The following is a 23,670-nucleotide window of genomic DNA, read 5'->3' on the forward strand; positions in this document are numbered from 1 at the left end:
GTATGAATTATTCAGGTAACAGTGTATTAAATAAAACGATTGATAACTTAACGAATAAGCAATCTAATAAGTATTTGTATCAACCAGTGATTGAAATAGATGGGGAACGTTTGTCGATTGTAAAAGTTGATGAGTTTCCGAAAAATCAAAGTAAGAACACGATTTACATTAAATTAGCTAGTGTGCAATCCGTTGCGATTGATATTTTCACACAAAGTGAGAACTCAATGGGAGCGCAAGATTATGCTAGAAATAAAGTCGCTATTTTAGGAGACGAAGCCCATCATTATTCTGCTTCTACAAAGTCTGAAAAAGAAGCAGAGCAATCATGGGAAAAGGCGATTAATACCATATTAAACGCAAACGAAGACAATAAGTTGTTAGAATTTACGGCGACTATTGATTTAGAAAACAAAAAAGTCTATGAGAAATATAAAGATAAGGTGTTATATCGTTACGGTTTAGATCGTTTTATTCAAGACAGATACTCTAAGAATGTTAAACGAATTCAATCAAGCAACACGGATGAAGAAAACATGATGAATGTCGTGTTATTAAGTGAGTTTAGACGTCGTTATGCCTTTGAATTATATGGTACTTATATTAAACCAGTGATTATGTTTAAATCACAAAAAATAGATGCCTCAAATGAAGCAAACGACTTGTTTAATCAACTGATTGACAAGTTAACCCCCGACTATATTTTAACGTTTCTTGAAAGACAAGCAAAAGTAATCGCTGAAGATCAAAGTGAGACGCTAGGATTTGCCTATGATTATTTCTTGAAAAATAAAGAAGACTTATCTCAAATTGTCAAAGAAATGAAACGTGAGTTCTCGCCAAGTCGCATTATTAACGCCAACGACAGTGATCGAGGGGCAGGAATGCTTGAAAAAGGACAATATGAAGCGTTAAACAGCTTAGAAAGTCCTAATAACTTATATCGTGTCGTTTTTGCGGTAGCGAAGTTAACAGAAGGTTGGGACGTTTTAAATCTGTATGATATTGTCAGAATCAGTAACTATAAAGATACAAAAGGGGATAAGAAAACCACCATGGCTGAAGCCCAATTAATTGGACGTGGGGCAAGGTATAATCCTTTTGAATTAGATGGCGAAAAATCTTATCAAAGACGATTTGAAGATGATAGCAATCCAAGTTTGATTTTAGAAACGTTACATTATCATACGATCAATGAACCACAGTATCTGAAGAACTTGGTAGCTGCTTTAGATGAAATGAACTTACCAACGGGAGAAGATAAGAAAAACCCTTTATTAGATGTCAAAGTTAAACCCAAATTCAAGAAAACTGATGTCTGGAAATACGGGAAATTGTATTATAACCAATCCATTGAGTTATCGGATGATTACTATGACGGTTTAACCAAATATTCACTAAATAATCAAGAAGATATTGTCATTAATTGGTTGTCTTCAGCAAAAGAAGTAAGCTATAAAGCGGATATGGTGTATGCAGATTATACAGATATGCACCAAGTTCCTGTTGAAATTGATAGACGTTTTATAGAAAAAGCCATGAATCGTTTAACATTTTTCCATTTCGATAATTTAAAGAAATATATGCCATTACTAAATTCAAGAGAAGAGTTTTTAGGGGAGAAATGGCTTAATATCGCTAATCGTACAATATACGCAAACGTTCCAATGAAAATGACTCGTTATGATTTAACCGCACAAGAAAAGTTGAGAATTGTTGAGTTATATTTAGCAGAAGTCGCTCAAAAAATTAAGAAGAACTTTAACAGTCATAGAGGGACGAATAAATTCATTGGCTATCCAGTAAAAGACTATGTGACGGATTATAAGAAACGAATTCCTAACTATGATACGTCAAAATTGTTCATGGATAAAAACCCTCAAACAGTACAACGTTTTGTGATTGATGATGATTATTTCGTGTACGAATCAGCGATTATTAACTTAACGGAAAAACAATTGATTGATCGTATTGGGGAACGGGTACAAGAGTTGAAAGAACACTATTCAGAAGTTTACTTGATTCGTATGGATGAAAACATGCATAGAGAATCAGCTAAAAGTGAAAACATGAAGCTACATGAGTTTAACCCTAACGCTAAAGACGTTCACTTTGAAGGATTCCAACCAGACTTCATACTATATCTTCAAAATGCCGACTTTTTCTTACAAGTCTTTATTGAACCAAAAGGCGGTAAAATAGAAGAACAACAATGGAAAGAAGACTTGTTGATGTATATCAACGAACATGAAGCAGAATTAGCCTTTGAAGATGAAATAGATGGCGTTAAAATCAAAGGACTTAAATTCTACACGATCAATGACGGTAGAAATACCATGAAACAACTCGCTCAAATTGCGATTGATGGGAAGTTTAGAGGGTTGAGTATGTAAGAAATAATATAATAATAATTTTAGTGTTAATAGAAAGTCTTTAAATGAAGCTAGCTATTAACACTTTAGATCATATTTTTTGTTTACTAAATATACGAATTATAAAATAAAGTGCAATGATATAATTATTTTTTGAAAAACGAACGGAGCAGTGATATGAAAATTATGTTTGATAGCAATATATTTGATAGACTAGATGAAATAGATGTTCAATTAAAGGGTAGTCATGATAGATTTGAATATTTTATCACATCAATTCAAGTCGAAGAATTAAGTGAAATACCTGATGAAAAAAAAAGCCACTAGAATAATTAATATGATTAGATTAGCAAGTTTAAGAGCAAAGCTGATACCTACTTCAGTGGTAATCTCTAATTATTCAAGATTAGATATGGCTAGAATGGGTAATGGAATTGTGTATAATCAAATGTTAAATGAAAGTAAAAATAACATTAAAGATGCTATTATTGCTGATACTGCAGTAACGGAATCCTGTACTTTAATAACTGAAGACGTAGAATTATACAAAAAAATGAAACGACATAGCTATTCAGTAATGAATATAACTGAGTTTCTAACATTATTACAAAATTTTAATAATGAAATAGAAATCTATTAATAAAGGAACTAAAAAATGTATACAGTTGAAAATTTTTTTGAGTATTGTGATGTTAATAAAATCAAGCCATGGGAATATGATTTTAAAAGATGTTATTCGGGAAATGATAAAGTATTTCAAGATAATATTGAACATTATTTACGATATAAAAATAATGAATTAGATGTAAAAAATGAATTTAACTTTACTGGAAAATCAGGAAAACATGCTGATTGTGATAAAGAAGCTTTTCCTATATATAAAATTTTGAATTGGCAATCTGATAAGGATGATATCATTCGAGGTGAAACAATGAATTCATTTATTACCACATTTGGAAGAAGTATTCGTGAGTCAGATAACAAAGAAAAAATTTTTAATGATAATTTGGAAGTGAATTCCAGATTCTATGTAACTACATATCTTGACGGTTTAATTAAATGTAATAACTATTTGAAATTTAATACTGTTAGCACTAATTTTCATGAATTGTCAAAATTTGCTTTATCAACTCATACAATTGGAAATTTCACGGTACTTCCTCATTGGATGAATACAGGTAGGTATAATTTCTCACAAGATTATTGGGATTTAACATTAAAATCATTATATGATTTTCTTAATCTTTTAGACGGATCAGCTTGGGAGTCATTTATTAAAAAATACTTTTTAGAATGTTATGTTTCTAAAAATGAGTATAAACCAATGGAACTTTGGAAGGACCATTTTCAAGAAGATACCCCTATATTACCGAATGCTAGTCAAATTGAGGAATTTCTAGTGAATACAAATAAAAGAATTGAGGTAAGAGGAAAGCTTATTACTAAAAAACTGTGTGAAAAAATAGAAAAATATGATTTTGATTTTTACAGTGAAATAAAAGATATAAAAGAAATATATTCAGATGAGATAGAAGAGTGAGGATGTAGAAGGAGTGAAAGAGTATATAATCAAGTATTTAATCCCTGCAATTATAAGTTCAACGGTAATTTCAGCAGTGATTAATCAATTATTTAATATGGTTAATCGTAATCATGTTGCAAAAATAGATAATATTACCAAAGAACGAGTGGAATGGAGAAAAGAACTTAGACGGCTTATCGAAGAACTATCAAAAGAAAAAGTTGAGAACAAAGATCATGTATTATATTTATTGAATAGTATTATTTGTAAAATTAATCCATATGGGAACAAAAAATTTTTTAGTAAAACTGATAATATTACTTTATGGGTAAAATATGATGGGTACGTTTGGGAAATTATTGATACAATACAAAATAAGTTAGCGATATCATCGGATAATTGTCGCTATGATAACGATGACTGGAATAGGGACAGAAATGAATTAATATATAGACTGAGTTTATTATTAAAATTAGATTGGGAAAGAAGTAAACAAGAAATAGCTGGTAATGTATTTAAAAGATTATCTTATGCTTTGATTTTAGTTATAGAAATATGTACTTTATTTTTTTTGAAAGAAATTATATTTAAGATAATTACAGAACCTATCGAAAAAAATTGGTATAACATACTATTTTTTATTGTCATACTGATTTATCCTATTTGCTTTAGAATTTTTTCGCTAGAATCAGAATTTAAAAACATACAAATATTTCTGATGATATTAATGACATTCTTGCCGTATGGGTATATTAATATGCTATATTATTCATTAAAGAAAACTTTTTTTATTGGTTTATTTGAATCTGGATTTTTAGTATTAATGAATTTATTTTTACTATTTTTTTGTGCATGTCAGGTTGGAATAAGTCATGGCAGCGTTGTTTCTTATTTTAAAGAAACAGAGAAATCAAAATGGTTTAGAAAAATAAATTTTTTCAAATAACTTCTCTACCTGCAAAATTGGATTCGTTTTTGGGTACGTTTTGATTACTATCAAGCAATATCATGTAGCAATAGTATCAGTATTTTATAATCAAAGAGTGCTGATATTATTGATTTTATTAGTTAATTATCTTCCAAATTTCCATTGGAAGGGTCTGTGGGTTAATAAAAATTATGCGTAATAAATGCTTATATATAGGCGTTTATTACGCATTTTTTGTTTCGTTTGAAAAAAATTGGCGTGGATTTTGGCGTACTAGCTAAAATTTGATTGATTTACATCGAATTAGACTTGGTTGAAGCAAACTCATCCAATTTTGTTACAGTACCTGTCAGTTTGTTTTTTGTAATATATGTAGATTTCTAATGTTACTTTACTATTTTCTTGCCTTAGTTGTTTTTGAATGACTTTGAAAGATTCCCCATCTTCCAATAATAAACTAGCATGCGTATGATTGAATCTACTAGGAGTGATATGGAGTAAAGTATATTTTTTTAATATATCTTAAAAAATCATTCACAATATTGGAAATGTGCAGAGTACTTGTAAACGTTGAAAAAACACATTGCTCTTCTGAACTAGTATTATAGACTAGCTTAAGGTAGTCAGTTCTCTAGTACATCTCTTTCTTCTAATTATGTAAGATTGCTAATAGATATTAAAAATCGTGCTGAACAAGTTTATTATTATCAATTGAATACAGGATATAATAGTAAGTGCAAATTTAGATGCTTATGTTGTATCATAGCATGAAACTCCATTCCTCATTACTGAAATTTCAGTAAAAATAAGATACAATAAGGGTAACTAATTAATAAAGGAAGTGCTACTTATGACAACTCTAGACATAGATAAATCTAAACTAACGATTATGGGTGTTCAATTTGACTCTCAACAAGAGTTCAAGGGTGTTTGGTATGCACTAAGTACGAATATGATTGAAGGCTGGGAGCCTGAAAAACGAGATGTAGAAGAAATGAAGCAATATATCATTCAAAAGAATAAAGAGAAATTGTATGAGTAAATGTGATTTATATGAAGAGTACTACTATGATGATCCTGACAATGAGTATACTTACTCAGATTCATCTGTATTAAGAAATAAATTTAACATTAGAGAATTCGAAGAACTAGTGAAACAAGAATATCAGCTGGTTAGAATCAAGGCTCTAGATCTTTACGTTTCTCCAATTTTAGTACATTCAATGAGAGATGTGTGTAAAATTCATTTTATGCTTTTTTCGGAGTTATATGAATGGGCTGGAAATTATAGAAAGGTGAACATTTCTAAGCAAGGAAAGGCATTTATGGCAATGCGGTCTTTTGCTACAGGTGAGCAGTATATGAATTCATTATTTAATGATTATTACGATAATGCTCATGATGTGAGTCAGATATCAGCTAAATTGGCAGTGATTTTAGATAATTTAAATTACATGCACCCATATAGAGAGGGAAATGGCAGAACGCAGCGTGAAGTTGTAAGAGTTTTGGCCTTAGCAAAAGGATACGAGCTATTGATAAATGTTGATGGAGAAGATGAAGTTTACAAGCAATATATGGATGGAACGGTTTATTCAGATGTAAAGGTGTTAGATCAGTTAATCAGTTCGTTGTTAGAGAAAATTGAAGAGTGATTATGTCAGTTGAAATAATTTCCCTGTCTGATATAGATTTTAAGGAGGATTGTTAGAGCCAATAACTTTTTAAAATGTTAATTCATAAGGATTTACAGAATGATAGTGAATTGTAGAATGAATGGAAAGGTCTGTGGGCTAAACGGTTTCAGTCTAAATAAACAGGCTCTTTAACAATTAGTGCTAGTAGTTTCTACCAATACTAATTGTTAAAGAGCTATTCAAGTCATCAGAGGAACATAAAACTCCCCTGATGACTTTTTTTGTACATCAACAACCTTCATCAGGCAACAAAAATTGATTGTTGATGAAATTGAATTTTTTTATGAAACAGTCTATTTTCTAGTATTCTCCTAAACCCCACCATTCAAAACCCTAACCTGACCCAACAACGAAGTTAATTCTATAATCTCAATTTCATCAATATGTTGGATAGTTGTGGCGATTTTATCCGCTAGTTGTTTATCAATGTTTTTGGTTAAATAATGATATTTTTTAAGTAAGACATCCCAAGAGGCAGGATTGGTGGTAAAGCCTTCGTAATCTTGTTTTTCTACAGAGAAAATAGTCCCGTCATTTGTTTCAATTTCAATTCGGCAGGCCATTTCTTGTGGGAAACGATTGCTATATTCGTCGGATACTTGAACATCTACTTTTTTTAATAGTTGTTGCACGTCGTCACTGTTAATGCGGTTAGTCTCGTACTGTTCTGGCATCACTTGTCCATCTAAAAAGGCGACAGCAAGCATGTAAGGAAGAGAGTGATCGGCTTCTTCTTTTGTTTTGATGGTTTTCTTTTCGCCTTCTTCTCCGCCGCCGATAATGTTATATGCAACATCGAAAGTTGCTAGTCGGATTTGTTTGATATCTTGTGCAGCTATTTGTTGGTTATTTCGAATTTCCAAGATACCTTCGATAGAGGATTGGGAATGAATTTCTGCGTTATATTTTTTTATGATTGTATCGGTTACTCGTTTAAGATTTTCTTTGGACCAATCGATTTCAAAGGAACCGGCAATACTGTCCATAAAGCCTTTATTTCCTTCAAACACTTCACGAGCGCCAGTGATTCCATAACTAGCGAGGAGTGTTGCGTGAACAGCACCCATGGCGGTATTTGGATACGCTAAACCTTTCCAATTCGATAAAGTTCCAGTTCTGGTGACTCTTAAAGCATTTTGCGTCGTGCCAGCGATTGCGATGGCATTTGCGATACCCGTAGCATCTAAACCGAGTGCTCGTGAAGCGCCAGCTGCGGCACCGTAAGCTCCTTGAACAGTATGATCAAAGCCATGTTTTCTAACCGGTGCTAGCTCAGATAGTCTAGCTTGTACTTGATAAGCGATACCTAATGACACTAAAAATTCTTTGCCGCTAATTTTATTGTATTCAGCTGCAGCAAGGACGGGTGCGATATTATCTGAAGGATGGCACGTTTCTTCTTTTGCTAGATAAGAGTCGTTATAATCAAGATAACGAATTGCTGCACCATTGTAGAAGGTAGCGTAATCTGGTGTTGTTTTTCCACCACCGATTAAGGTAACTAAGGGATTTCCTCCTAAATCGTCTGTCATTTGACGGATAGCTTTTATTGGTTTACCATCAAGTGCGCCAATGGCAACACCGATGCTATCAAGTAAACGTCCTTTTAATGAGTCAACTGCTTCTTTTGATAAATCTGTCCATTGTAGTTGAGCAGTCCATTCAGCAAGTTCTTCAACCATAGTCATGTTCGTGTTCGTCATTTATTCAACCTCCATATTCTAACTGTTTCAAAAATAAGATTAATCGTTTTTGCCGTCATCCAATGTAAGGACGCGACCAAATAATTCAGTATTGCCCCAAATACCTCTACGCAAACCTTCAAGTTGGACAATTTGGCTATGGTCGACAAAAAGGTTGATTTCAGGACCATAATTTTTAATGTACCAAGCAAAAACATTCGGGTCAGCAGCTTCAAACATCACTTTTTCTGTCCCCAATTCTTTCACAAATTTAGAGACCATATCTGTTCGCCAAGTATCCACACTTTCAGTAATGCCTTCTGATTCGATCATTAACATATAAGCGCCTGCTTCTAAACATTTTTTACCAGTCTCGATTGCTTTATCGATGTCTGTTAAACCGGCAGCTTCGTTTTGTGCAACTGTATTTGTTCCTCCAGAACCGAATTGAATGCCAATCTCTGGTTTAGCCAATAAACCAGCATCTTGCACACGTTTGGTTAAGCGCACAATATCGTCACTTGGTATTGTTAGGAATCCAGTTGAAATTTCGATAATATCAAAGCCTAATCTTTTACATTCGCTAATATAATGGTCAACTGCTTCGATACCTTGCGTCAAGACATATTCCATCCAACCACCAGTATCCACTTTTACATCATATTCATGGCAAATATTGATGAAATTGATTAATTGATCTTCTGGCATTAAGGAGAATGAACCACCAGCAAATTTTATGATATCTACATGTTCGCCCATTGTTTCCATAATGTCTCTTAAATAGCGTTCACCCATAACATTGTAGTAAGGGCCACGGATTTCACTGACACCATATTTTCTTGGTTTTTTTGGTCTACTATTATGTCTAATTTTTGAAAATGCTTTATTGTTTGTCATATAATCACAATCCTTTTCTAAGTTTAAATTGAAGTTTGCTAATTACTTTTTACTATCCACCTTTCCTCTGTTATATCTATAAACGTATTTTCCGTTTTTATCAGTTTCCTTATCAAAAAAATTAACTTCTAATAAAGAAATAATGGCGACTGTTTTACTAATGTGTGATAAAGTGTTGATGTAACCTTGGTGTTATAGTAGCATTGTAGCTTCTATATATAAATATAGATTCTCGTTATTACTATCGGTTTTTCCGATGATTAGGAGTGAAGTGATGAATTTAAATCAGATTAATGCGTTTCTAACGATTGTTGAAACAAACAATTTTACAAAAGCAGCAGACAAGTTATATATTAGCCAATCGACGCTTTCAGACCGGTTATCTGCTTTAGAAGAGGAGCTAGACACACGTTTAATTAAGCGTCGTTCGGGTAAAAAAAAGCTAGAACTCACGGAAAAGGGTATTGAATTTTTGGATTATGCCGCACGATATATCGAATTAGAAAATGAAGTGAATGAGTGGAAACAAGCACCCTTACTTCCACATTTAAAAATTGGTGCGCCGCAAAGTGTGAATACTTATTTATTTCGAGGTCTTTATAGAAGTTATTTAGCAGAGTCCTATCAAATTCATGTCAGTTCACATTGGAATCGAACGATTTATAGTATGGTGAATTCGTTTGATATAGATATTGGCATTGTTTCTAAACCCTATCAATCGAATCAAGTAACCACAAAAGAGTTAATCAATGAACCGTTATTGATTATTTATGATAACCGCTTTTCTAATTATCATCAGCTTGATGAGTTGAAACGGTCAGATCAAATCTATATTGGCTGGGGACCGGATTATAAAGATTGGTACTATCGTCAATGGGATAGTAGTATTCCTGCAAGAATTACGCTGGATTCTCCTGAACTGCTGATGGATTATCTAGAATCAGAAGATACATGGGCAATCGTACCGTTATGTGTTTATCAGGATATCATTCAAAAAAATGATCATATTAAAACAGTTCCCACAGAAAGTGACATTCATCGCACGCTATACTTAATTTATAAAATGGGTCAAGGAGAAGCACGTAACCAAAAAATAAACGGATTTATTGAAAGCTTGCATGACTATATTTTAGACTTAGAATCAAAAGAATTATGTACGGTTTTAGGGGATGAGTTGTACGAAAAGTAACAAAGGTGCCATGAATGGAGATATTGAGGAATCACTATCTCTTCAGCGGACAGTAATAAGATGTTATTTATTTTGGATAAAGTTTTCATATTTCACTTGAAGAAAACTAATAGTGTTCCTTCAATTGCCCATAAAACCGCAGTATGTTATGCTATTTCTTGAAACTGTTTTCAAAAAGTGTAGAGGAGGAATATCCTTAGAAAGGGCTAAGGGTAGATGGGGAATATGAAGAAATATATAAACAAGAAAGTAGTTGTTTTATTAAGCATGGGAGTACTTGCTGGCTGTGCGACTAATACGACCAGTGAAGACAAAGAAACGGAGAGCGCTAATTCTGAAGAGAAACAAATCACTATTTTAGGGACATCGGATATTCATGGTCGCTATATGGCGTGGGATTATGCGATGGATGTGGAAAATAAGGCGGGAAGCTTTGCGCAAATTAGTACGATTGTCAAAGAAGTTCGCGATAACAATGAGCATACAATTTTAGTTGATGCGGGTGATTTGATTCAAGATAATTCAGCGGAATTGTTTAAAAATGATGACCATCATCCAGCCACAGAAGTGTTAAAAGCCTTGGATTATGATGTTTGGACGATGGGAAATCATGAGTTCGATTATGGATTTGATGTTTTGGACAATATCACTGAGCAGTTTGATGGGGGTGTTTTAGCTGGAAACGTACAGTTGGAAGATGGAACGCCGTATTTTGATTCGTATAAAATTGTGGAACGCGATGGTGTGAAACTTGGTTTTATTGGGATGACGACGCCATTAGTTGCGGAGTTTAAGAAAGATACAGATATTTTTGATGGAAAAAAATTAACTGATCCTGTCAAAGAAACGATTGAAGTGGTAAAAGAGTTGAAAAAAGATGTCGATGTCTTAGTTGGTGTTGTTCACATGGGAATATCGAATGAAAACGATGTGCACAATACTGGCGTAGCAGATATGGCAGAAGCCGTTCCAGAATTGGATGTGGTATTTGCTGGTCACATGCATACATTGGTAGAAGAAGAGTTCATCAATGATGTATTGATTGTTGAACCTGATAAATATGGCCGTTTTGTTTCGCGTGTGGATTTAACCTTAACTAAAAATGAGGATGGTTATGAAGTGCAAGACAAATCTGGTTCTGCTATAGAAGTGGCTGGCTATGAAGAAGATCCTGAAATTAATGAATTACTAAAGCCTTCGCATGAACGTGCGAGAAAAGATGAAAATACAGTATTAGGCGAACTTGTAGGCATGGATTTAGTTCCTGAAAATGAGATTCAAGGGATTTCAGCAGCACAAATTCAAGAAACACCTTTAGTCAATTTCTTTGGTGAAGTGATGCTTCATTATAGCCAAGGAGCTGATGTGGTCGCGTTTCAAATTGATACTGACACACCGTCTTTAGATATGGGAGAAATTAAGAAAAAAGACATTGCACGAAACTATCAATTTACAGATGGTGAAGTGACGGTCTATGAAATCACTGGTAAAGATTTAAAAGATTATATGGAATGGGGCGCTGACTATTATAATCAAACGAGACCGGGGGATGTGACAGTCAGCTTTAATCCAGAACGTCGAACAAGCAAATACAATACAAATGACCGTTTTTACAATGTGAAATATGAGATTGATCTTACAAAAGAACCAGGTGAACGAATTGTTAATTTGAGACGCCTAGACGATACACCAATCAAAGAAGATGAAGCCTTGAAGATTGGGATGAATCAATATCGAATGAATTTTTTAGTATCTGAAGATGGACCGTTAGCCGGTAGAGAATTTAAAGAAGGCTATTCCACTTTTGCTCAAGACGCATTTGGTGAAGTAGAAGGTCGCATTAGAGAACTGTCTGCTCGTTATATTAAAGAAGAGAAAGATGGCGTATATGAAGGTGTTCTGCTAAACAATTGGAAAATTATTGGCGTAGAAAATGACGCAGAAGTACGCCAAGATGTCGTTGATTTAGTCAATGCAGAGATTTTAGAATTGCCTAGCATGGAAGAAGGCAAAGTGACGAACATTGCGTCAATCAATATCAACGATGAAGTAACCCAACAAGATATTGATACATTAGCTAAAAAAGCCAATGTAGCTGTTGAAGAGTTGCAAGATGTTCAAACAACAGGTGAATTGTACAAAGCGATTAATGAAAAACGTAGTAAATAAGCATGAACTGACAAAAATTATCGGATAAAAAGAGACGCAAATATTTTTTCTAGCGTCTCTTTTTGTCTCTATAGACTTTAGTTTTTTTCTAAAAAATAATCAATGGTGCAATAGTATGAATTAACTAGTGAAAATAAATTTTTTGGAAAGGGTTTACATTGTGTTTTTTATATGTTAGTATGAGTTCAGTAATTAAGGAATGTTATTGGTTCGGCCAAGCATGACCGGTTTACCAGATGCCATGGGGCTCTGTGTAAATGGGTCTTTTTTGCTTTTTTTTAGGAAAGGAGAGGATGATAGGATGAATATTTTTAGTCCTGTAGCTGGTGAAATAAAAGCAATTGAAGAAGTAAATGATGAAGTTTTTTCTACAAAAATGATGGGTGACGGAATAGCTGTGATACCAGAAGAAAATCAGATTGTTTCGCCTGTGGATGCGACAGTAGCGGCTGTTTTTCCAACGGGTCATGCAGTGGGATTACAAGCGGCAGATGGAGTGGAGTTATTGCTTCACTTAGGTGTGGATACCGTTGATTTGAACGGACAATATTTTGTAAGCAAAGTGGCACAAGGACAGATAGTTAAAGCTGGCGATCTTTTAGTGGAGATGGATTATCAAGCAGTTAAAAAAGCTGGGTATGAAAATGATGTCATTATGATTATTACTAATGCAAATGGAAAAGAACTAGAAAAAAATACTTCTAAAAATAAACTAACCAACAAGGATATCATTCTTACAATAAAGTAGGTAAAAAAATGATTATTAAACGTGTTTTAAATAATAACACCATCATTAGTTTGGATAAAAATGATGAAGAAATTGTTGTTAAAGGAAAAGGAATTGCGTTTGGAAAAAAAGCTGGTGAAGAGGCAGATAATCAAAAAGCAGAGAAAATATTTACTCTCGATAATAAAGAAACCGTTCGTCAATATCAAGAAGTTATCATGGATATTCCTGAAGATGTCATTGAAACAGCTGAGGAAATCATCGATATAATAAAGAAAACAACAACCAAAAAAATCAATGACAAGATTTATATTACATTAACCGATCACATTTCTAATTTATTGGAACGGATTTCTATGGGCATTCAATTTGATAGCTCGCTTTTGTGGAATGTTCAGGCACTTTACCCTGAAGAACATCAGCTAGCATTAAAAGCTGTAGAAGTCATGAAAGAACGATTTGATATAAAAATTCCCAATGATGAAGCTAATTTTATTGCAATTCATATTGTGAATTCTGAAATGGATGTTGAATTTCAAGACACGGTCAATATAACCAATACAATGGATGAAATCATGAAGGTTGTTCAAGAAGCATTCCCTAAAATTAATGTGCAAAAAAAGGAATTAGATTATGCAAGATTTATGTTGCACATCCGCTTTTTGCTTCAAAGAATTGTACAAAATGGTGTAATTGAGTATAAAGACAGCAACCACATGATACAGTTACTGCTTCAAAGTTATCCAAGGCAAGCAGAATGCGTATCAAAAATTATGATAATTATTGCAAATAAATATCACCGAGAAATTGAAAATGAACGTTTGTTTTTATTGATTCACGTTATTCGGTTAACGACTGCGAAAGAATCATTTCATAATTAAACAATTAAAAGGAGGGCAATGGATTTTAAAGAAATGGATAGTGACAGTTTGGCTGGCTAGACCTTATATATGTGCAAATATAAGGAGGAAAAAAGATGAATTATCAAGAATTAGCGCAATTTATTGTAACAAATATTGGCGGTACACAAAATATTCAATCAGTGACACATTGTATGACACGTTTACGTTTTGTCTTAAAAGACCTTAATCAAGCAAATCAAGAAGCGATTAAATCACAGTCTGAAGTGTCTGGGGTCGTCAACAAAGCAGGACAGTTTCAAGTAATTATTGGACCTGATGTTGCGAATGTTTACGATGAAGTAGTAAAAATCACGCCAATTACAACACAAGACGCTGTTGAGCAAGTGACAGAAGCAGAGAAAAAATCATTTTCATGGAAGAACTCAATAGACAATATTCTAAATGTTATTTCAGGATGTATGACACCGTTAATTCCTATTTTATTATGTGCGGGTTTTTCCAAAACAATTGCAGCTGTTTTAGGACCACAATTATTGGGCTGGATTTCTGAAACAAGCTCTACTTATATTTTATTTGATTTTATTGGAGATGCGGGTTTTTATTTCCTACCTGTTTTTGGTGGCTATACAGCTGCTAAACGTTTTGGTATGAATGAGATGATGGGGATTTTCTTAGGTGTAATTTTCTTGCATCCAACGTTGATGCAATTAGCAGCTGACGGTACAGCGTTTAATATCTATGGTATTCCTGCGGCGTTGCAAAATTATTCTGGTACCTTATTCCCAGTATTGCTTTCGGTTTGGGCGATGTCTTATATCGAAAAATTCTTTAAAAAATATACACCAACATCATTAAAAGTATTTGGTGTTCCATTTGGCACCTTACTTGTTACTTTACCGATTGCTTTATGTATCTTAGGTCCATTGGGGTCTTTCTTAGGAAATTATGTTGGTAATGGATTGATTTCTCTTTACGAAGTTGCCGGACCATTAGCTTCAGGCATTCTTGGCGGAACATTCTTATTAATTGTAATGGCAGGCATGCACCCGGTTATTTTCTCATTTTTATTCGTAACATTCCCGGTACAAGGTTATGATGCCTTTGTTATTCCAGCGATGATTATGGCGAGCTGGGCTTCAGCAGGTGTGGGTGTTGCTTGTATCTTTAAATTTAAGGATAAAAAGAAAAAATCACTTGCGACAGGTTATTTTTTAACTTGGTTATTAGGTGGTGTAGGTGAACCACAATTGTACGGACTACATTTAGTTTACCGTACACCAATTCTTGCAAGCATGATTTCTGGTTTTATTGCTAGTGTATTAGCTTCTTTATTAGGTTTGAAAGCATATGTTTTAAATATTTCAAATGGTATTTACGGATTAGCAAGCTTTTTTGGTGGACCATCTTCTAACTACACTGTTTTAGTTATTACACTATCGGTAGCCTTTATTCTTGGATTTGTTATTATGTGGTTTACAAAATTAGATGAAAGTTTAGGTTAAGGAGGAGAAAAAGCATGAAAATTTCAGAAGCTGTTGAACAAATTAAAAATTATTACTCAGGGATTGATTACTGGGATAACCAACCAATTGATCCAGAAAAAACTGGAGATAAATATTTATATGGTAATCCTGAGCAAGAATGTACGGGAATTGTAACAACTTGTTTTGCTTCATTTGAAGTGATTGAAAAAACTATCGAAAAAGGTGCAAATTTAATTATTGCTCATGAAGCACTTTTTTGGAACCATGGAGATAAGACAGACTGGTTAAAAGATAATTCTGTTTATCAAAAGAAAGTGAAGTTATTAGAAGAACATAACATTGTTGTCTGGCGTAATCATGGGTATATTCATACCGGTATGGAAACACCAGATGGTTTGAGCGATGGGATATTTTACGGTGTCATGAAGGCATTAGGTTGGGAAGACTATCAAACAGGCGATATGCGTTTTCCAGTAAACTACACGCTTCCAGAAACTACAGCAGAAGAAGTAGCGAAGCATCTGGTTGAAAAGCTAAGTCTAAATGGCTTGCGTTTAATCGGTGATCCTCAAGCCAAAATTTCTAATGTGCATATTCCATTACATGTGATGGGAAATGACAATGACAAAATTGAGCTAGTAGAAAAAGAAAATATCGATGGAATTATTGCAATGGAAGTGATTGACTATACATTAAGTGAATATGTGCGAGATGCGGCACTTTCAGGACATCCAAAAGTTATTTTCTCTGTAGGTCACTTTAATTTAGAAGAAGTAGGTATGGAATACATGCTGACGTATTTACCAGAACTTGTGGGGGATATTCCTTGTCACTTCGTACAGTCTGGCGATTCTTTTAGTTATTATACAGTGGAACAAGCTTTTTAAGTATCAAAGAAAAAAAACACTCTTATCAGCATAAAAGCTGATAAGGGTGTTTTCTCATTTATCTTTACGATATTCTAACATTAAACCTTTTAAGAAATTACGCGCATATTTATCTAAACAAGGTTTGTAATTGCGATGCCCTTCTTTACGTAAAATGGCACCTAGTTCTCCTTTAGAAACGTTCACTCCTGCGAGCGCTAAAATCTCTAACATATCTTCACTAGTTAGGGACAGGGCAATTTTTAATTTCTTTAGCAACAAGTTATTGGCATTGCCATTATGCAACTCTAGCGCAGGTTCAGGAGCACCTTCACGCACGCCACGCTGAGAAGTAATCATACCATTTAGAAAACGTTCAAAATTTTCATTGGTTAATGCTAATTCATAATTTTCTTCATCTTTTTTCTTCAACATTTCTCGAACTTCTTCTTTAGTAACAGTTACGCCACCTAATGCAAAAATTTTTATCATATCGTTATCTTTAATGTCTAGCGCATAGCGTAAACGCGTTAAACGATCATTATGATTCATACTTAACACCTTCCATTTCCCTTTGATTATAACAGATTTATCGTTATTCTGTTTGATACATTGAAAAAAGCGATAAATCTTCTAATGTAACGTAATAGAAATTTTCAGTTGTCACAAATGTAGAATAAACGGATTTCGGTATCGCTACTTCAATATGACTAAATTCCAGTTCATCATTTTTTAAAGTGGTAAGGGCATTTTGATAATTTTGTTTTTCGTCTTCAACTAGAGAACTAGATTCATTCATCATCTTCTCTAAATTATCTTCTGGATGTTTCAAAAGGTACGTAAAGTTAGAAATTAAAAATTCTTTGACCTCTTCGTCGGTTGTAGAAGGAGGAAGCGCACCAGTTAAACTAATTAACCGAGGGTATTTTTTTTCTAATTTTTCAACAAATTTTGAAGCATACCTTTGAGTGACAAAACCACCTAAAGCCCCTTGGTAGTTATCTTCATAATCTAATCTTACACCTAAATTATAAGAATCTTTTAGCGTTGCTGTGTAAAAAATAACTTCTGGATGTTCGGAAATGAACTGTTGCAATTCTTGCCAAGTGAGTGATTTTTGAAAGGACAAGCGTAACTTTAGCCAAGAAGATTCTGGAAGGCTGTCAATTTTAGATTTTAATTTGCTTGTATTAGTATCGGATTTTTCATCATCATAAATGGAATATTCAGGATAAGAGCCCGAATGATTATAAATTAAAGAAGTATTATTGTTAGTAGGGACTGCGGTTGTATCGACTTCCCCTTTGTCCATTATATACGTGTAGACACTATGCGTTCCTCTAAAATCATTGAAGTTAATTTGATGAATTTGATATTTCGCAGATCCAATTTTAGTGATGGAATTTTCTACAAACCGATCTTTATCCAAAGTCACTTGATGATAAACACGCTGATACAACTCGAAATGACTAGGTTGTAATTCACTGGAAGAATTATTTTCCGCCATTTTTTGATTTTCCAGCGGATTGTAATAATACGCATCAAGTATTTTAGGAAGAACGTAACTACTACCACCAACGATCAACAGAACGACGACTGTTATTAACGCAATCATTCGATAAAGACGTTTACGAATTTTCTGTTTCATTTGCTTATCTTCTTTGAAAAGAGAGTTAGAATCATTCGATGGGTGAAAATTCTCTAACTCTTCATGTTCCATCAAATAATCAAAAAGAGCAGCGGCATCTTGTAATTCTTTTTCAAATGCTTCGGCTTCGATTTCTGATAGTTCATGCTTTTGATATTTTTCTAATCGTTCACGATAATTTTTCATTTCTCATGACCTCCTTCAATTGCTTTCTACCGCGATGCAATAACACTTTGACATTGCTTAGTTTCAAATTAGTCATTTCAGCAATATTTTTTACAGATAAATCTAAAAAATAATAAGCAATAAGAATTTCCTGATACGGTTCTTTGAGTGTTTCAATTGCTTGATAGAGCTGTTCATGTTCTTTTAGTTGAATAATTTTATGAAGAATATCCGTTGTTTCTTCTTGATAAAAGGGTGTTAGCTTGGTTAATAGTGATGTTTTTTTCTTTCTTTTTCGTTGTTTATCAAAATAATAATTACGCATGACACGAAACAACCAGGCTTTGTAATTGGTGGTTTCCAATTGGTCATAGATTAATAAAAAACGATACAACGCTTCTTGTACGAGATCTTCTGCTTCATATCGCGACTTAGCCAACGAAATGCCATAAAGGAGCATAGAAGGATAAACGTCTTCAATTAATTGTTCCACCCATTTTTCCTTCATGTTTACCCCTCCTTTTACTAATATAACGTTTTAGGGTGAGTTTGGTTACAGCTTTATTAACTGAATTCGTAAAAAAATAGCGTTTTTTGTTGATTTTGTGTGTAAATAGACATAAATTAGATTGTTCTACTTACATTTTAGAAGTATAATTATTTAAAACGTAAAGGAGTGCATGGAATGAAAAAAATAGGGTGTTTGTTTATGGGGGTAGTACTGTTTTTACAACCAATCGGGGGTGCGGTTGTATTAGCAGAACAAGCAGAAAATACGGTTGAGTCTACAGCAGTGAGTAGCAGTACAGAACAACTAGAATCAACTTTAAGTAGTGCTACGATACCGATACCTGAATTTACAACTGAAAGTAGTATAGCTCAAGATGTGGAATCAACAGAAAGTATTGAGGAGACGTCTGTAGAATCAACTACAGAAAATACTGTTGATAGTAGTGTCGAAACAGAAGAAACAGTTGTGGAAGAAGAAAATTCTTCAGCAAGGATACAACCATTTGCTGTTGATGTTACAAAACCAGTCATTAATATTGATTCAATTAAAGTTGATAAAACGGAAGTGAGTGTAGGCGATAAAGTTACGGTAAGTGTTGAGATCACGGATGATATGAGTGGAATAAATTCATCACGTACTTATATACAATTAAAACACGTCCAAAGTGGTAAAACCAGTCCATTATTATATGCAACATATAATAACAAAACCCAACGATATGAGTTCAGTATGGATATTACTGAAAATACAGCAGAAGGTCAATGGATGGTTAATTCTGTTTCATCAATGGATAACAATGGAAATGATGAGTGGATATCGTTAAGGAATAAAGGATTATTTACGGTTAAGAATACAAATAAAGTTGATGTCACAAAACCAGTCATTAATATTGATTCAATTAAAGTTGATAAAACGGAAGTGAGTGTAGGCGATAAAGTTACAATAAGTGTTGAGATTACGGATGATATGAGTGGAGTAAATTCATCACGTACTTATATACAATTAAAACACGTCCAAAGTGGTAAAACCAGTCCATTATTATATGCAACATATAATAACAAAACCCAACGATATGAGTTCAGTATGGATATTACTGAAAATACAGCAGAAGGTCAATGGATGGTTAATTCTGTTTCATCAATGGATAACAATGGAAATGATGAGTGGATATCGTTAACGAATAAAGGATTATTTACGGTTAAGAATACAAATAAAGTTGATGTCACAAAACCAGTCATTAATATTGATTCAATTAAAGTTGATAAAACGGAAGTGAGTGTAGGCGATAAAGTTACGGTAAGTGTTGAGATTACGGATGATATGAGTGGAGTAAATTCATCACGTACTTATATACAATTAAAACACGTCCAAAGTGGTAAAACCAGTCCATTATTATATGCAACATATAATAACAAAACCCAACGATATGAGTTCAGTATGGATATTACTGAAAATACAGCAGAAGGTCAATGGATGGTTAATTCTGTTTCATCAATGGATAATAATGGAAATGATGAGTGGATATCGTTAACAAATAAAGACATTTTTGAAGTAATACCCAACGACTACACTAACGTCAACAAAAATACCGATGCAATATGGGTAACATCTTCCGAAAGTTGGAACAATCAAACAATTGAATCAGATTTATATATCGGTCCTGATGCAGTATTGACGTTGACAAATTCTATCGTAAAAGGAACTATCTATGTTTATGGTGGATTAAATGCAACATCTATTCAAGCTAAAAAACTCTATGCACAAACAATTCAATTTGGTTATGTCTATGGTTTTTATAATGGACTAGTTTCGCTTAAAGGTAGCAATTCTATTTCATCAATGGTATCTACTAATAACTACAATGAAGAATTGCCGTTACGAATTGATGACAAAGTGCTACGTTCATACGATGGGGTTGTTTCATTTACAGGAGCATATGTTCCAGTTAAAGATTTGTATTTTGAAGGAAAAAAAATCGACACAACGAATGGTCGTTTTATCATTAAAAATCTAAAACTCAAAGATCCAAAAAAACTTTCTGTTCAATTTATTGATGTTTGGGGAAATAAAACGTCAAAAGAAATCGCTGTTCTTCCAAGTGTGAAATCTACAGATGGAACTGGCAATGCTTCACCAGAAATTACCGGACAAAAGAAAATTGAATTGAATAGAGGCGATAAATTTACACTAGCTAATTATTTTTCAGCTTCTGATTATGAAGATGGCGATCTTACTAAATCATTGATTGTAAATAAGACCGTAGATACCGCAAAATTAGGAACGGAAAAATATACAGTGTCTGTAGTTGATTCAAAAGGACTAAAAACAACGTACAATTTTGAAGTAAGTATTAAAGCAAGTTTTTCAACGTCAAATTTTGCGATAAATCTATCGGATAAAAATATTGTCTATGACGGAAAAGCCAAAACACCAACTGTCACAGTGAAAGATGGAAATACGACCTTAAAACAAGATACGGATTACACTGTTTCTTATACGAATAACACAAAAGTTGGTCAAGCAACGGCTAAAATTACTGGAAAAGGCAATTACAGCGGAACCCTAGAAAAGACGTTTGCGATTACAGCTAAAGCTTTAAAAGAAACCACAGTAGCATTATCATCAACTACTTTCACATACGATGGAAAAGCGAAAACACCAACTGTCACAGTGAAAGACGGGAATACGACCTTAAAACAAGATACGGATTACACTGTTTCTTATACGAATAACACAAAAGTTGGACAAGCAACGGCTAAAATTACCGGAAAAGGCAATTACAGTGGGAATCTAGAAAAAACGTTTACGATTACTGCAAAATCGTTAAAAGAATTGGCAGTGACACTTTCAGAAGCTAATGCTGTCTATGATGGAAAAGCCAAAAAACCAGTAGTCACAGTCAAGGATGGAAATACGATCTTAAAACAAGAGACAGATTACACTGTTTCTTATACGAATAACACAAAAGTTGGCCAAGCAACGGTTAAAATTATCGGAAAAGGAAATTACAGTGATACTATTGAAAAAGGCTTTACAATTACTATTAAATCAGTGGAAAATGCAGTAGTGACACTATCGTCAACTACTTTCACATATGATGGAAAAGCCAAAGTGCCAACTGTCACAGTGAAAGACGAGAATACTACCTTAAAACAAGAGACAGATTATACAGTTTTTTATATGAATAACACGAAAGCTGGGAAAGCAGCAATTAAAATTACAGGAAAAGGTAATTATGGTGGAGTAATTGAAAAAGGCTTTACAATTGCTGCTAAAGAATTGAATGCAGCAAGTTTTGAGCTATCTTCACCCAGCTTTATTTATGACGGAAAAGCCAAAACACCAACAATCACAGTGAAAGATGGAAATACTACGTTAAAACAAGAGACGGATTATACAGTTTCTTATGCGAATAACACAAAAGTTGGACAAGCGACTGTTAAAATTACCGGAAAAGGCAATTACAGTGGCTCCCTAGAAAAGACGTTTGCGATTACAGCTAAAGCTTTGAAAGAAGCTACAGTAGCACTATTATCCACTACTTTCACATATGATGGAAAAGTCAAAGTACCAACTGTTACAGTGAAAGACGGAAATACTACGTTAAAACAAGAGACAGATTATGTTGTTTCTTACGCGAATAACACAAAAGTTGGACAAGCAACGGCTAAAATTACCGGAAAAGGCAATTACAGTGGAATTCTAGAAAAGACTTTTACGATTACTGAAAAATCGTTAAAAGAATTGACTGTAACGCTTTCAGAGACTAGTTTCGTTTACGATGGAAAAGCCAAAACACCAACTATTACAATTAACGATGGGAATATCACATTAAAACCAGACATCGATTACAGCTTCGTTTATAAAAATAATATAGGCATTGGTACAGCTGAAATTGAATTAACTGGAAACGGAAATTACACAGGAATTAAAACAGTTACTTTTGAAATTACAAACAGAAAATTAGAAGTTCAATTTGAGAGTAACGGTGGGACAGCAATCAAAGCTCAACTCATTCATGAAAATGAGAAAGTAACACAACCTGAGAAACCAATTAAAAAAGACTACAAATTTGATGGTTGGTATACCGATGAGAAACTTGAAAAAGCTTATAATTTTAATTCGCTTGTAACAAGTAATCAAGTTTTGTATGCAAAATGGATAAAAGAAAGTAAGGTTGGTCCGTATCAAAGCTATGGAAAATATGTAACGATTAAGAGCAAGAATTATGATATTTGGCAAAATTTTGATTGGAAAAAACGAGACCGTTCTTCTAAATATTATGGCCAAGTAGTAATGGCAAGGGGCTATTATGAACATACGAATGGAGCCCGTTATCTCACTTTATATGATAACAATGGAAATTGGATTGGCTATATGAATGAAACAGGAACGACTGTATCTAATAATAAGATGAGCACATATCAGAGCTATGGGAAGTATGTAACGATTAAGAGTAAAAATTATGATATTTGGCAAAACTTTAATTGGAAAAAACGTAATCATTCTTCTAAATATTATGGTCAAGTGCTTCTAGCAAAAGGATACTACACACATTATAATGGCGCGCGTTATTTAACTTTATATGATAATAAAGGAAACTGGATTGGTTATATGAATGAAACAGGTACAACAGTATCTAATAATAAAGTTGGTTCATATCAAAGTTATGGAAAATATGTAACGATTAAGAGTAAAAATTATGATATTTGGCAAAATTTTAATTGGAAAAAACGCAGTCACTCATCCAAATATTATAATAAAAAAGTTTTAGCAAAAGGGTATTATGTGCATTACAATGGCGCACGTTACTTAACTTTATATGATAATAAAGGGAATTGGATTGGTTATATGAACGAAACTGGGACAACTCTTGCAAAGTAATTAAGATAGAACAAGCAAAGAAGTTAGGATATACTTTCTAACAAAAAAACGGAAAAATGAACGATA

Annotated in this window: 19 protein-coding genes; 14 read left to right on the top strand and 5 right to left on the bottom strand. The window is 33.4% G+C overall.

What is annotated here, in order from left to right:
- Window positions 1-2: 2 nt before the first annotated feature.
- The 7 genes from AC4BC5_RS09400 to AC4BC5_RS09430 all read left to right on the top strand — a co-directional run bounded on the left by AC4BC5_RS09400 (window position 3) and on the right by AC4BC5_RS09430 (window position 6,477).
- On the top strand, window positions 3-2,393 hold the full coding sequence (locus AC4BC5_RS09400) for a DEAD/DEAH box helicase family protein (RefSeq protein WP_490495141.1): 2,391 nt from the start codon (window positions 3-5) through the stop codon (window positions 2,391-2,393).
- A gap of 156 nt (window positions 2,394-2,549) precedes the next feature.
- Window positions 2,550-2,699 carry a hypothetical protein gene (locus AC4BC5_RS09405; RefSeq protein WP_490495142.1) on the top strand — a complete coding sequence of 50 codons (150 nt, stop codon included), beginning with the start codon at window positions 2,550-2,552 and terminating at the stop codon, window positions 2,697-2,699.
- On the top strand, window positions 2,680-3,012 hold the full coding sequence (locus tag AC4BC5_RS09410; RefSeq protein WP_490495143.1) for a hypothetical protein: 333 nt from the start codon (window positions 2,680-2,682) through the stop codon (window positions 3,010-3,012). The genes AC4BC5_RS09405 and AC4BC5_RS09410 overlap by 20 nt, the downstream gene beginning before the upstream one ends.
- 15 nt (window positions 3,013-3,027) lie before the next feature.
- A complete protein-coding gene (locus AC4BC5_RS09415; RefSeq protein WP_490495144.1) occupies window positions 3,028-3,912 on the top strand; it encodes a hypothetical protein in 885 nt (294 codons plus the stop codon).
- Between the two features lie 13 nt (window positions 3,913-3,925).
- Window positions 3,926-4,840, top strand: a complete 915-nt coding sequence (locus tag AC4BC5_RS09420) for a hypothetical protein (RefSeq protein ID WP_490495145.1) — start codon at window positions 3,926-3,928, stop codon at window positions 4,838-4,840.
- A gap of 832 nt (window positions 4,841-5,672) precedes the next feature.
- Window positions 5,673-5,864: a hypothetical protein gene (locus AC4BC5_RS09425; protein WP_490495146.1), complete on the top strand. Its 192-nt coding sequence runs from the start codon at window positions 5,673-5,675 to the stop codon at window positions 5,862-5,864.
- Window positions 5,857-6,477, top strand: a complete 621-nt coding sequence (locus tag AC4BC5_RS09430; protein WP_490495147.1) for a Fic/DOC family protein — start codon at window positions 5,857-5,859, stop codon at window positions 6,475-6,477. Before AC4BC5_RS09425 ends, AC4BC5_RS09430 begins: the two co-directional genes overlap by 8 nt.
- A gap of 353 nt (window positions 6,478-6,830) precedes the next feature.
- Here AC4BC5_RS09430 and AC4BC5_RS09435 read toward each other — a convergent pair whose 3' ends face one another.
- Together AC4BC5_RS09435 and AC4BC5_RS09440 are read right to left on the bottom strand one after the other, a co-directional pair.
- Window positions 6,831-8,222, bottom strand: coding sequence for an MmgE/PrpD family protein (locus AC4BC5_RS09435; RefSeq protein WP_490495148.1), 1,392 nt, complete (start codon window positions 8,220-8,222; stop codon window positions 6,831-6,833).
- Window positions 8,223-8,261: 39 nt separating this feature from the next.
- On the bottom strand, window positions 8,262-9,098 hold the full coding sequence (locus AC4BC5_RS09440; protein WP_207871528.1) for a phosphosulfolactate synthase: 837 nt from the start codon (window positions 9,096-9,098) through the stop codon (window positions 8,262-8,264).
- Between the two features lie 274 nt (window positions 9,099-9,372).
- Here AC4BC5_RS09440 and AC4BC5_RS09445 point away from each other — a divergent pair, with 274 nt between their 5' ends.
- The 6 genes from AC4BC5_RS09445 (at window position 9,373) to AC4BC5_RS09470 (ending at window position 16,417) form a co-directional block, all read left to right on the top strand.
- Window positions 9,373-10,287 carry a LysR family transcriptional regulator gene (locus AC4BC5_RS09445; RefSeq protein ID WP_207871527.1) on the top strand — a complete coding sequence of 305 codons (915 nt, stop codon included), beginning with the start codon at window positions 9,373-9,375 and terminating at the stop codon, window positions 10,285-10,287.
- A gap of 225 nt (window positions 10,288-10,512) precedes the next feature.
- Window positions 10,513-12,456 (top strand): bifunctional metallophosphatase/5'-nucleotidase, encoded by a 1,944-nt coding sequence (locus tag AC4BC5_RS09450; protein WP_490495149.1) that lies wholly within the window; start codon window positions 10,513-10,515, stop codon window positions 12,454-12,456.
- Between the two features lie 301 nt (window positions 12,457-12,757).
- Entirely contained in the window at window positions 12,758-13,204 is a 447-nt protein-coding gene (locus tag AC4BC5_RS09455; protein WP_490495150.1) for a PTS sugar transporter subunit IIA, read from the top strand.
- Between the two features lie 8 nt (window positions 13,205-13,212).
- Window positions 13,213-14,064 carry a PRD domain-containing protein gene (locus AC4BC5_RS09460; protein WP_490495151.1) on the top strand — a complete coding sequence of 284 codons (852 nt, stop codon included), beginning with the start codon at window positions 13,213-13,215 and terminating at the stop codon, window positions 14,062-14,064.
- Between the two features lie 95 nt (window positions 14,065-14,159).
- Window positions 14,160-15,548, top strand: coding sequence for a PTS transporter subunit EIIC (locus AC4BC5_RS09465; protein WP_490495152.1), 1,389 nt, complete (start codon window positions 14,160-14,162; stop codon window positions 15,546-15,548).
- Between the two features lie 14 nt (window positions 15,549-15,562).
- A complete protein-coding gene (locus tag AC4BC5_RS09470; RefSeq protein WP_490495153.1) occupies window positions 15,563-16,417 on the top strand; it encodes a Nif3-like dinuclear metal center hexameric protein in 855 nt (284 codons plus the stop codon).
- Between the two features lie 54 nt (window positions 16,418-16,471).
- Here the strand turns inward: AC4BC5_RS09470 and AC4BC5_RS09475 are convergent, their stop codons facing one another.
- Genes AC4BC5_RS09475 through AC4BC5_RS09485 form a run of 3 tightly spaced genes read right to left on the bottom strand, consistent with a single transcriptional unit; the run spans window position 16,472 to window position 18,717 of the window.
- A complete protein-coding gene (locus tag AC4BC5_RS09475) occupies window positions 16,472-16,948 on the bottom strand; it encodes a YehS family protein (protein WP_490495154.1) in 477 nt (158 codons plus the stop codon).
- Between the two features lie 43 nt (window positions 16,949-16,991).
- Window positions 16,992-18,230 carry a hypothetical protein gene (locus AC4BC5_RS09480; protein ID WP_490495155.1) on the bottom strand — a complete coding sequence of 413 codons (1,239 nt, stop codon included), beginning with the start codon at window positions 18,228-18,230 and terminating at the stop codon, window positions 16,992-16,994.
- Window positions 18,214-18,717 carry an RNA polymerase sigma factor gene (locus tag AC4BC5_RS09485; RefSeq protein ID WP_490495156.1) on the bottom strand — a complete coding sequence of 168 codons (504 nt, stop codon included), beginning with the start codon at window positions 18,715-18,717 and terminating at the stop codon, window positions 18,214-18,216. The genes AC4BC5_RS09480 and AC4BC5_RS09485 overlap by 17 nt, the downstream gene beginning before the upstream one ends.
- A 177-nt stretch (window positions 18,718-18,894) precedes the next feature.
- Here AC4BC5_RS09485 and AC4BC5_RS09490 point away from each other — a divergent pair, with 177 nt between their 5' ends.
- Window positions 18,895-23,604 carry an InlB B-repeat-containing protein gene (locus AC4BC5_RS09490; protein WP_490495157.1) on the top strand — a complete coding sequence of 1,570 codons (4,710 nt, stop codon included), beginning with the start codon at window positions 18,895-18,897 and terminating at the stop codon, window positions 23,602-23,604.
- The last annotated feature ends 66 nt before the right edge of the window (window positions 23,605-23,670 follow it).

Source organism: Enterococcus sp. AMC2644 (genome assembly GCF_058216475.1).

Coding starts and splice junctions, on each gene's coding strand:
- AC4BC5_RS09455 (WP_490495150.1), top strand. CDS start 12,758: ATGAATATTTTTAGTCCTGTAGCTGGTGAAATAAAAGCAATTGAAGAA.
- AC4BC5_RS09415 (WP_490495144.1), top strand. CDS start 3,028: ATGTATACAGTTGAAAATTTTTTTGAGTATTGTGATGTTAATAAAATC.
- AC4BC5_RS09445 (WP_207871527.1), top strand. CDS start 9,373: ATGAATTTAAATCAGATTAATGCGTTTCTAACGATTGTTGAAACAAAC.
- AC4BC5_RS09460 (WP_490495151.1), top strand. CDS start 13,213: ATGATTATTAAACGTGTTTTAAATAATAACACCATCATTAGTTTGGAT.
- AC4BC5_RS09400 (WP_490495141.1), top strand. CDS start 3: ATGAATTATTCAGGTAACAGTGTATTAAATAAAACGATTGATAACTTA.
- AC4BC5_RS09485 (WP_490495156.1), bottom strand. CDS start 18,717: ATGAAGGAAAAATGGGTGGAACAATTAATTGAAGACGTTTATCCTTCT.
- AC4BC5_RS09450 (WP_490495149.1), top strand. CDS start 10,513: ATGAAGAAATATATAAACAAGAAAGTAGTTGTTTTATTAAGCATGGGA.
- AC4BC5_RS09440 (WP_207871528.1), bottom strand. CDS start 9,098: ATGACAAACAATAAAGCATTTTCAAAAATTAGACATAATAGTAGACCA.
- AC4BC5_RS09475 (WP_490495154.1), bottom strand. CDS start 16,948: ATGAATCATAATGATCGTTTAACGCGTTTACGCTATGCGCTAGACATT.
- AC4BC5_RS09435 (WP_490495148.1), bottom strand. CDS start 8,222: ATGACGAACACGAACATGACTATGGTTGAAGAACTTGCTGAATGGACT.
- AC4BC5_RS09465 (WP_490495152.1), top strand. CDS start 14,160: ATGAATTATCAAGAATTAGCGCAATTTATTGTAACAAATATTGGCGGT.
- AC4BC5_RS09470 (WP_490495153.1), top strand. CDS start 15,563: ATGAAAATTTCAGAAGCTGTTGAACAAATTAAAAATTATTACTCAGGG.
- AC4BC5_RS09425 (WP_490495146.1), top strand. CDS start 5,673: ATGACAACTCTAGACATAGATAAATCTAAACTAACGATTATGGGTGTT.
- AC4BC5_RS09490 (WP_490495157.1), top strand. CDS start 18,895: ATGAAAAAAATAGGGTGTTTGTTTATGGGGGTAGTACTGTTTTTACAA.
- AC4BC5_RS09405 (WP_490495142.1), top strand. CDS start 2,550: ATGAAAATTATGTTTGATAGCAATATATTTGATAGACTAGATGAAATA.
- AC4BC5_RS09480 (WP_490495155.1), bottom strand. CDS start 18,230: ATGAAAAATTATCGTGAACGATTAGAAAAATATCAAAAGCATGAACTA.
- AC4BC5_RS09410 (WP_490495143.1), top strand. CDS start 2,680: ATGAAAAAAAAAGCCACTAGAATAATTAATATGATTAGATTAGCAAGT.
- AC4BC5_RS09430 (WP_490495147.1), top strand. CDS start 5,857: ATGAGTAAATGTGATTTATATGAAGAGTACTACTATGATGATCCTGAC.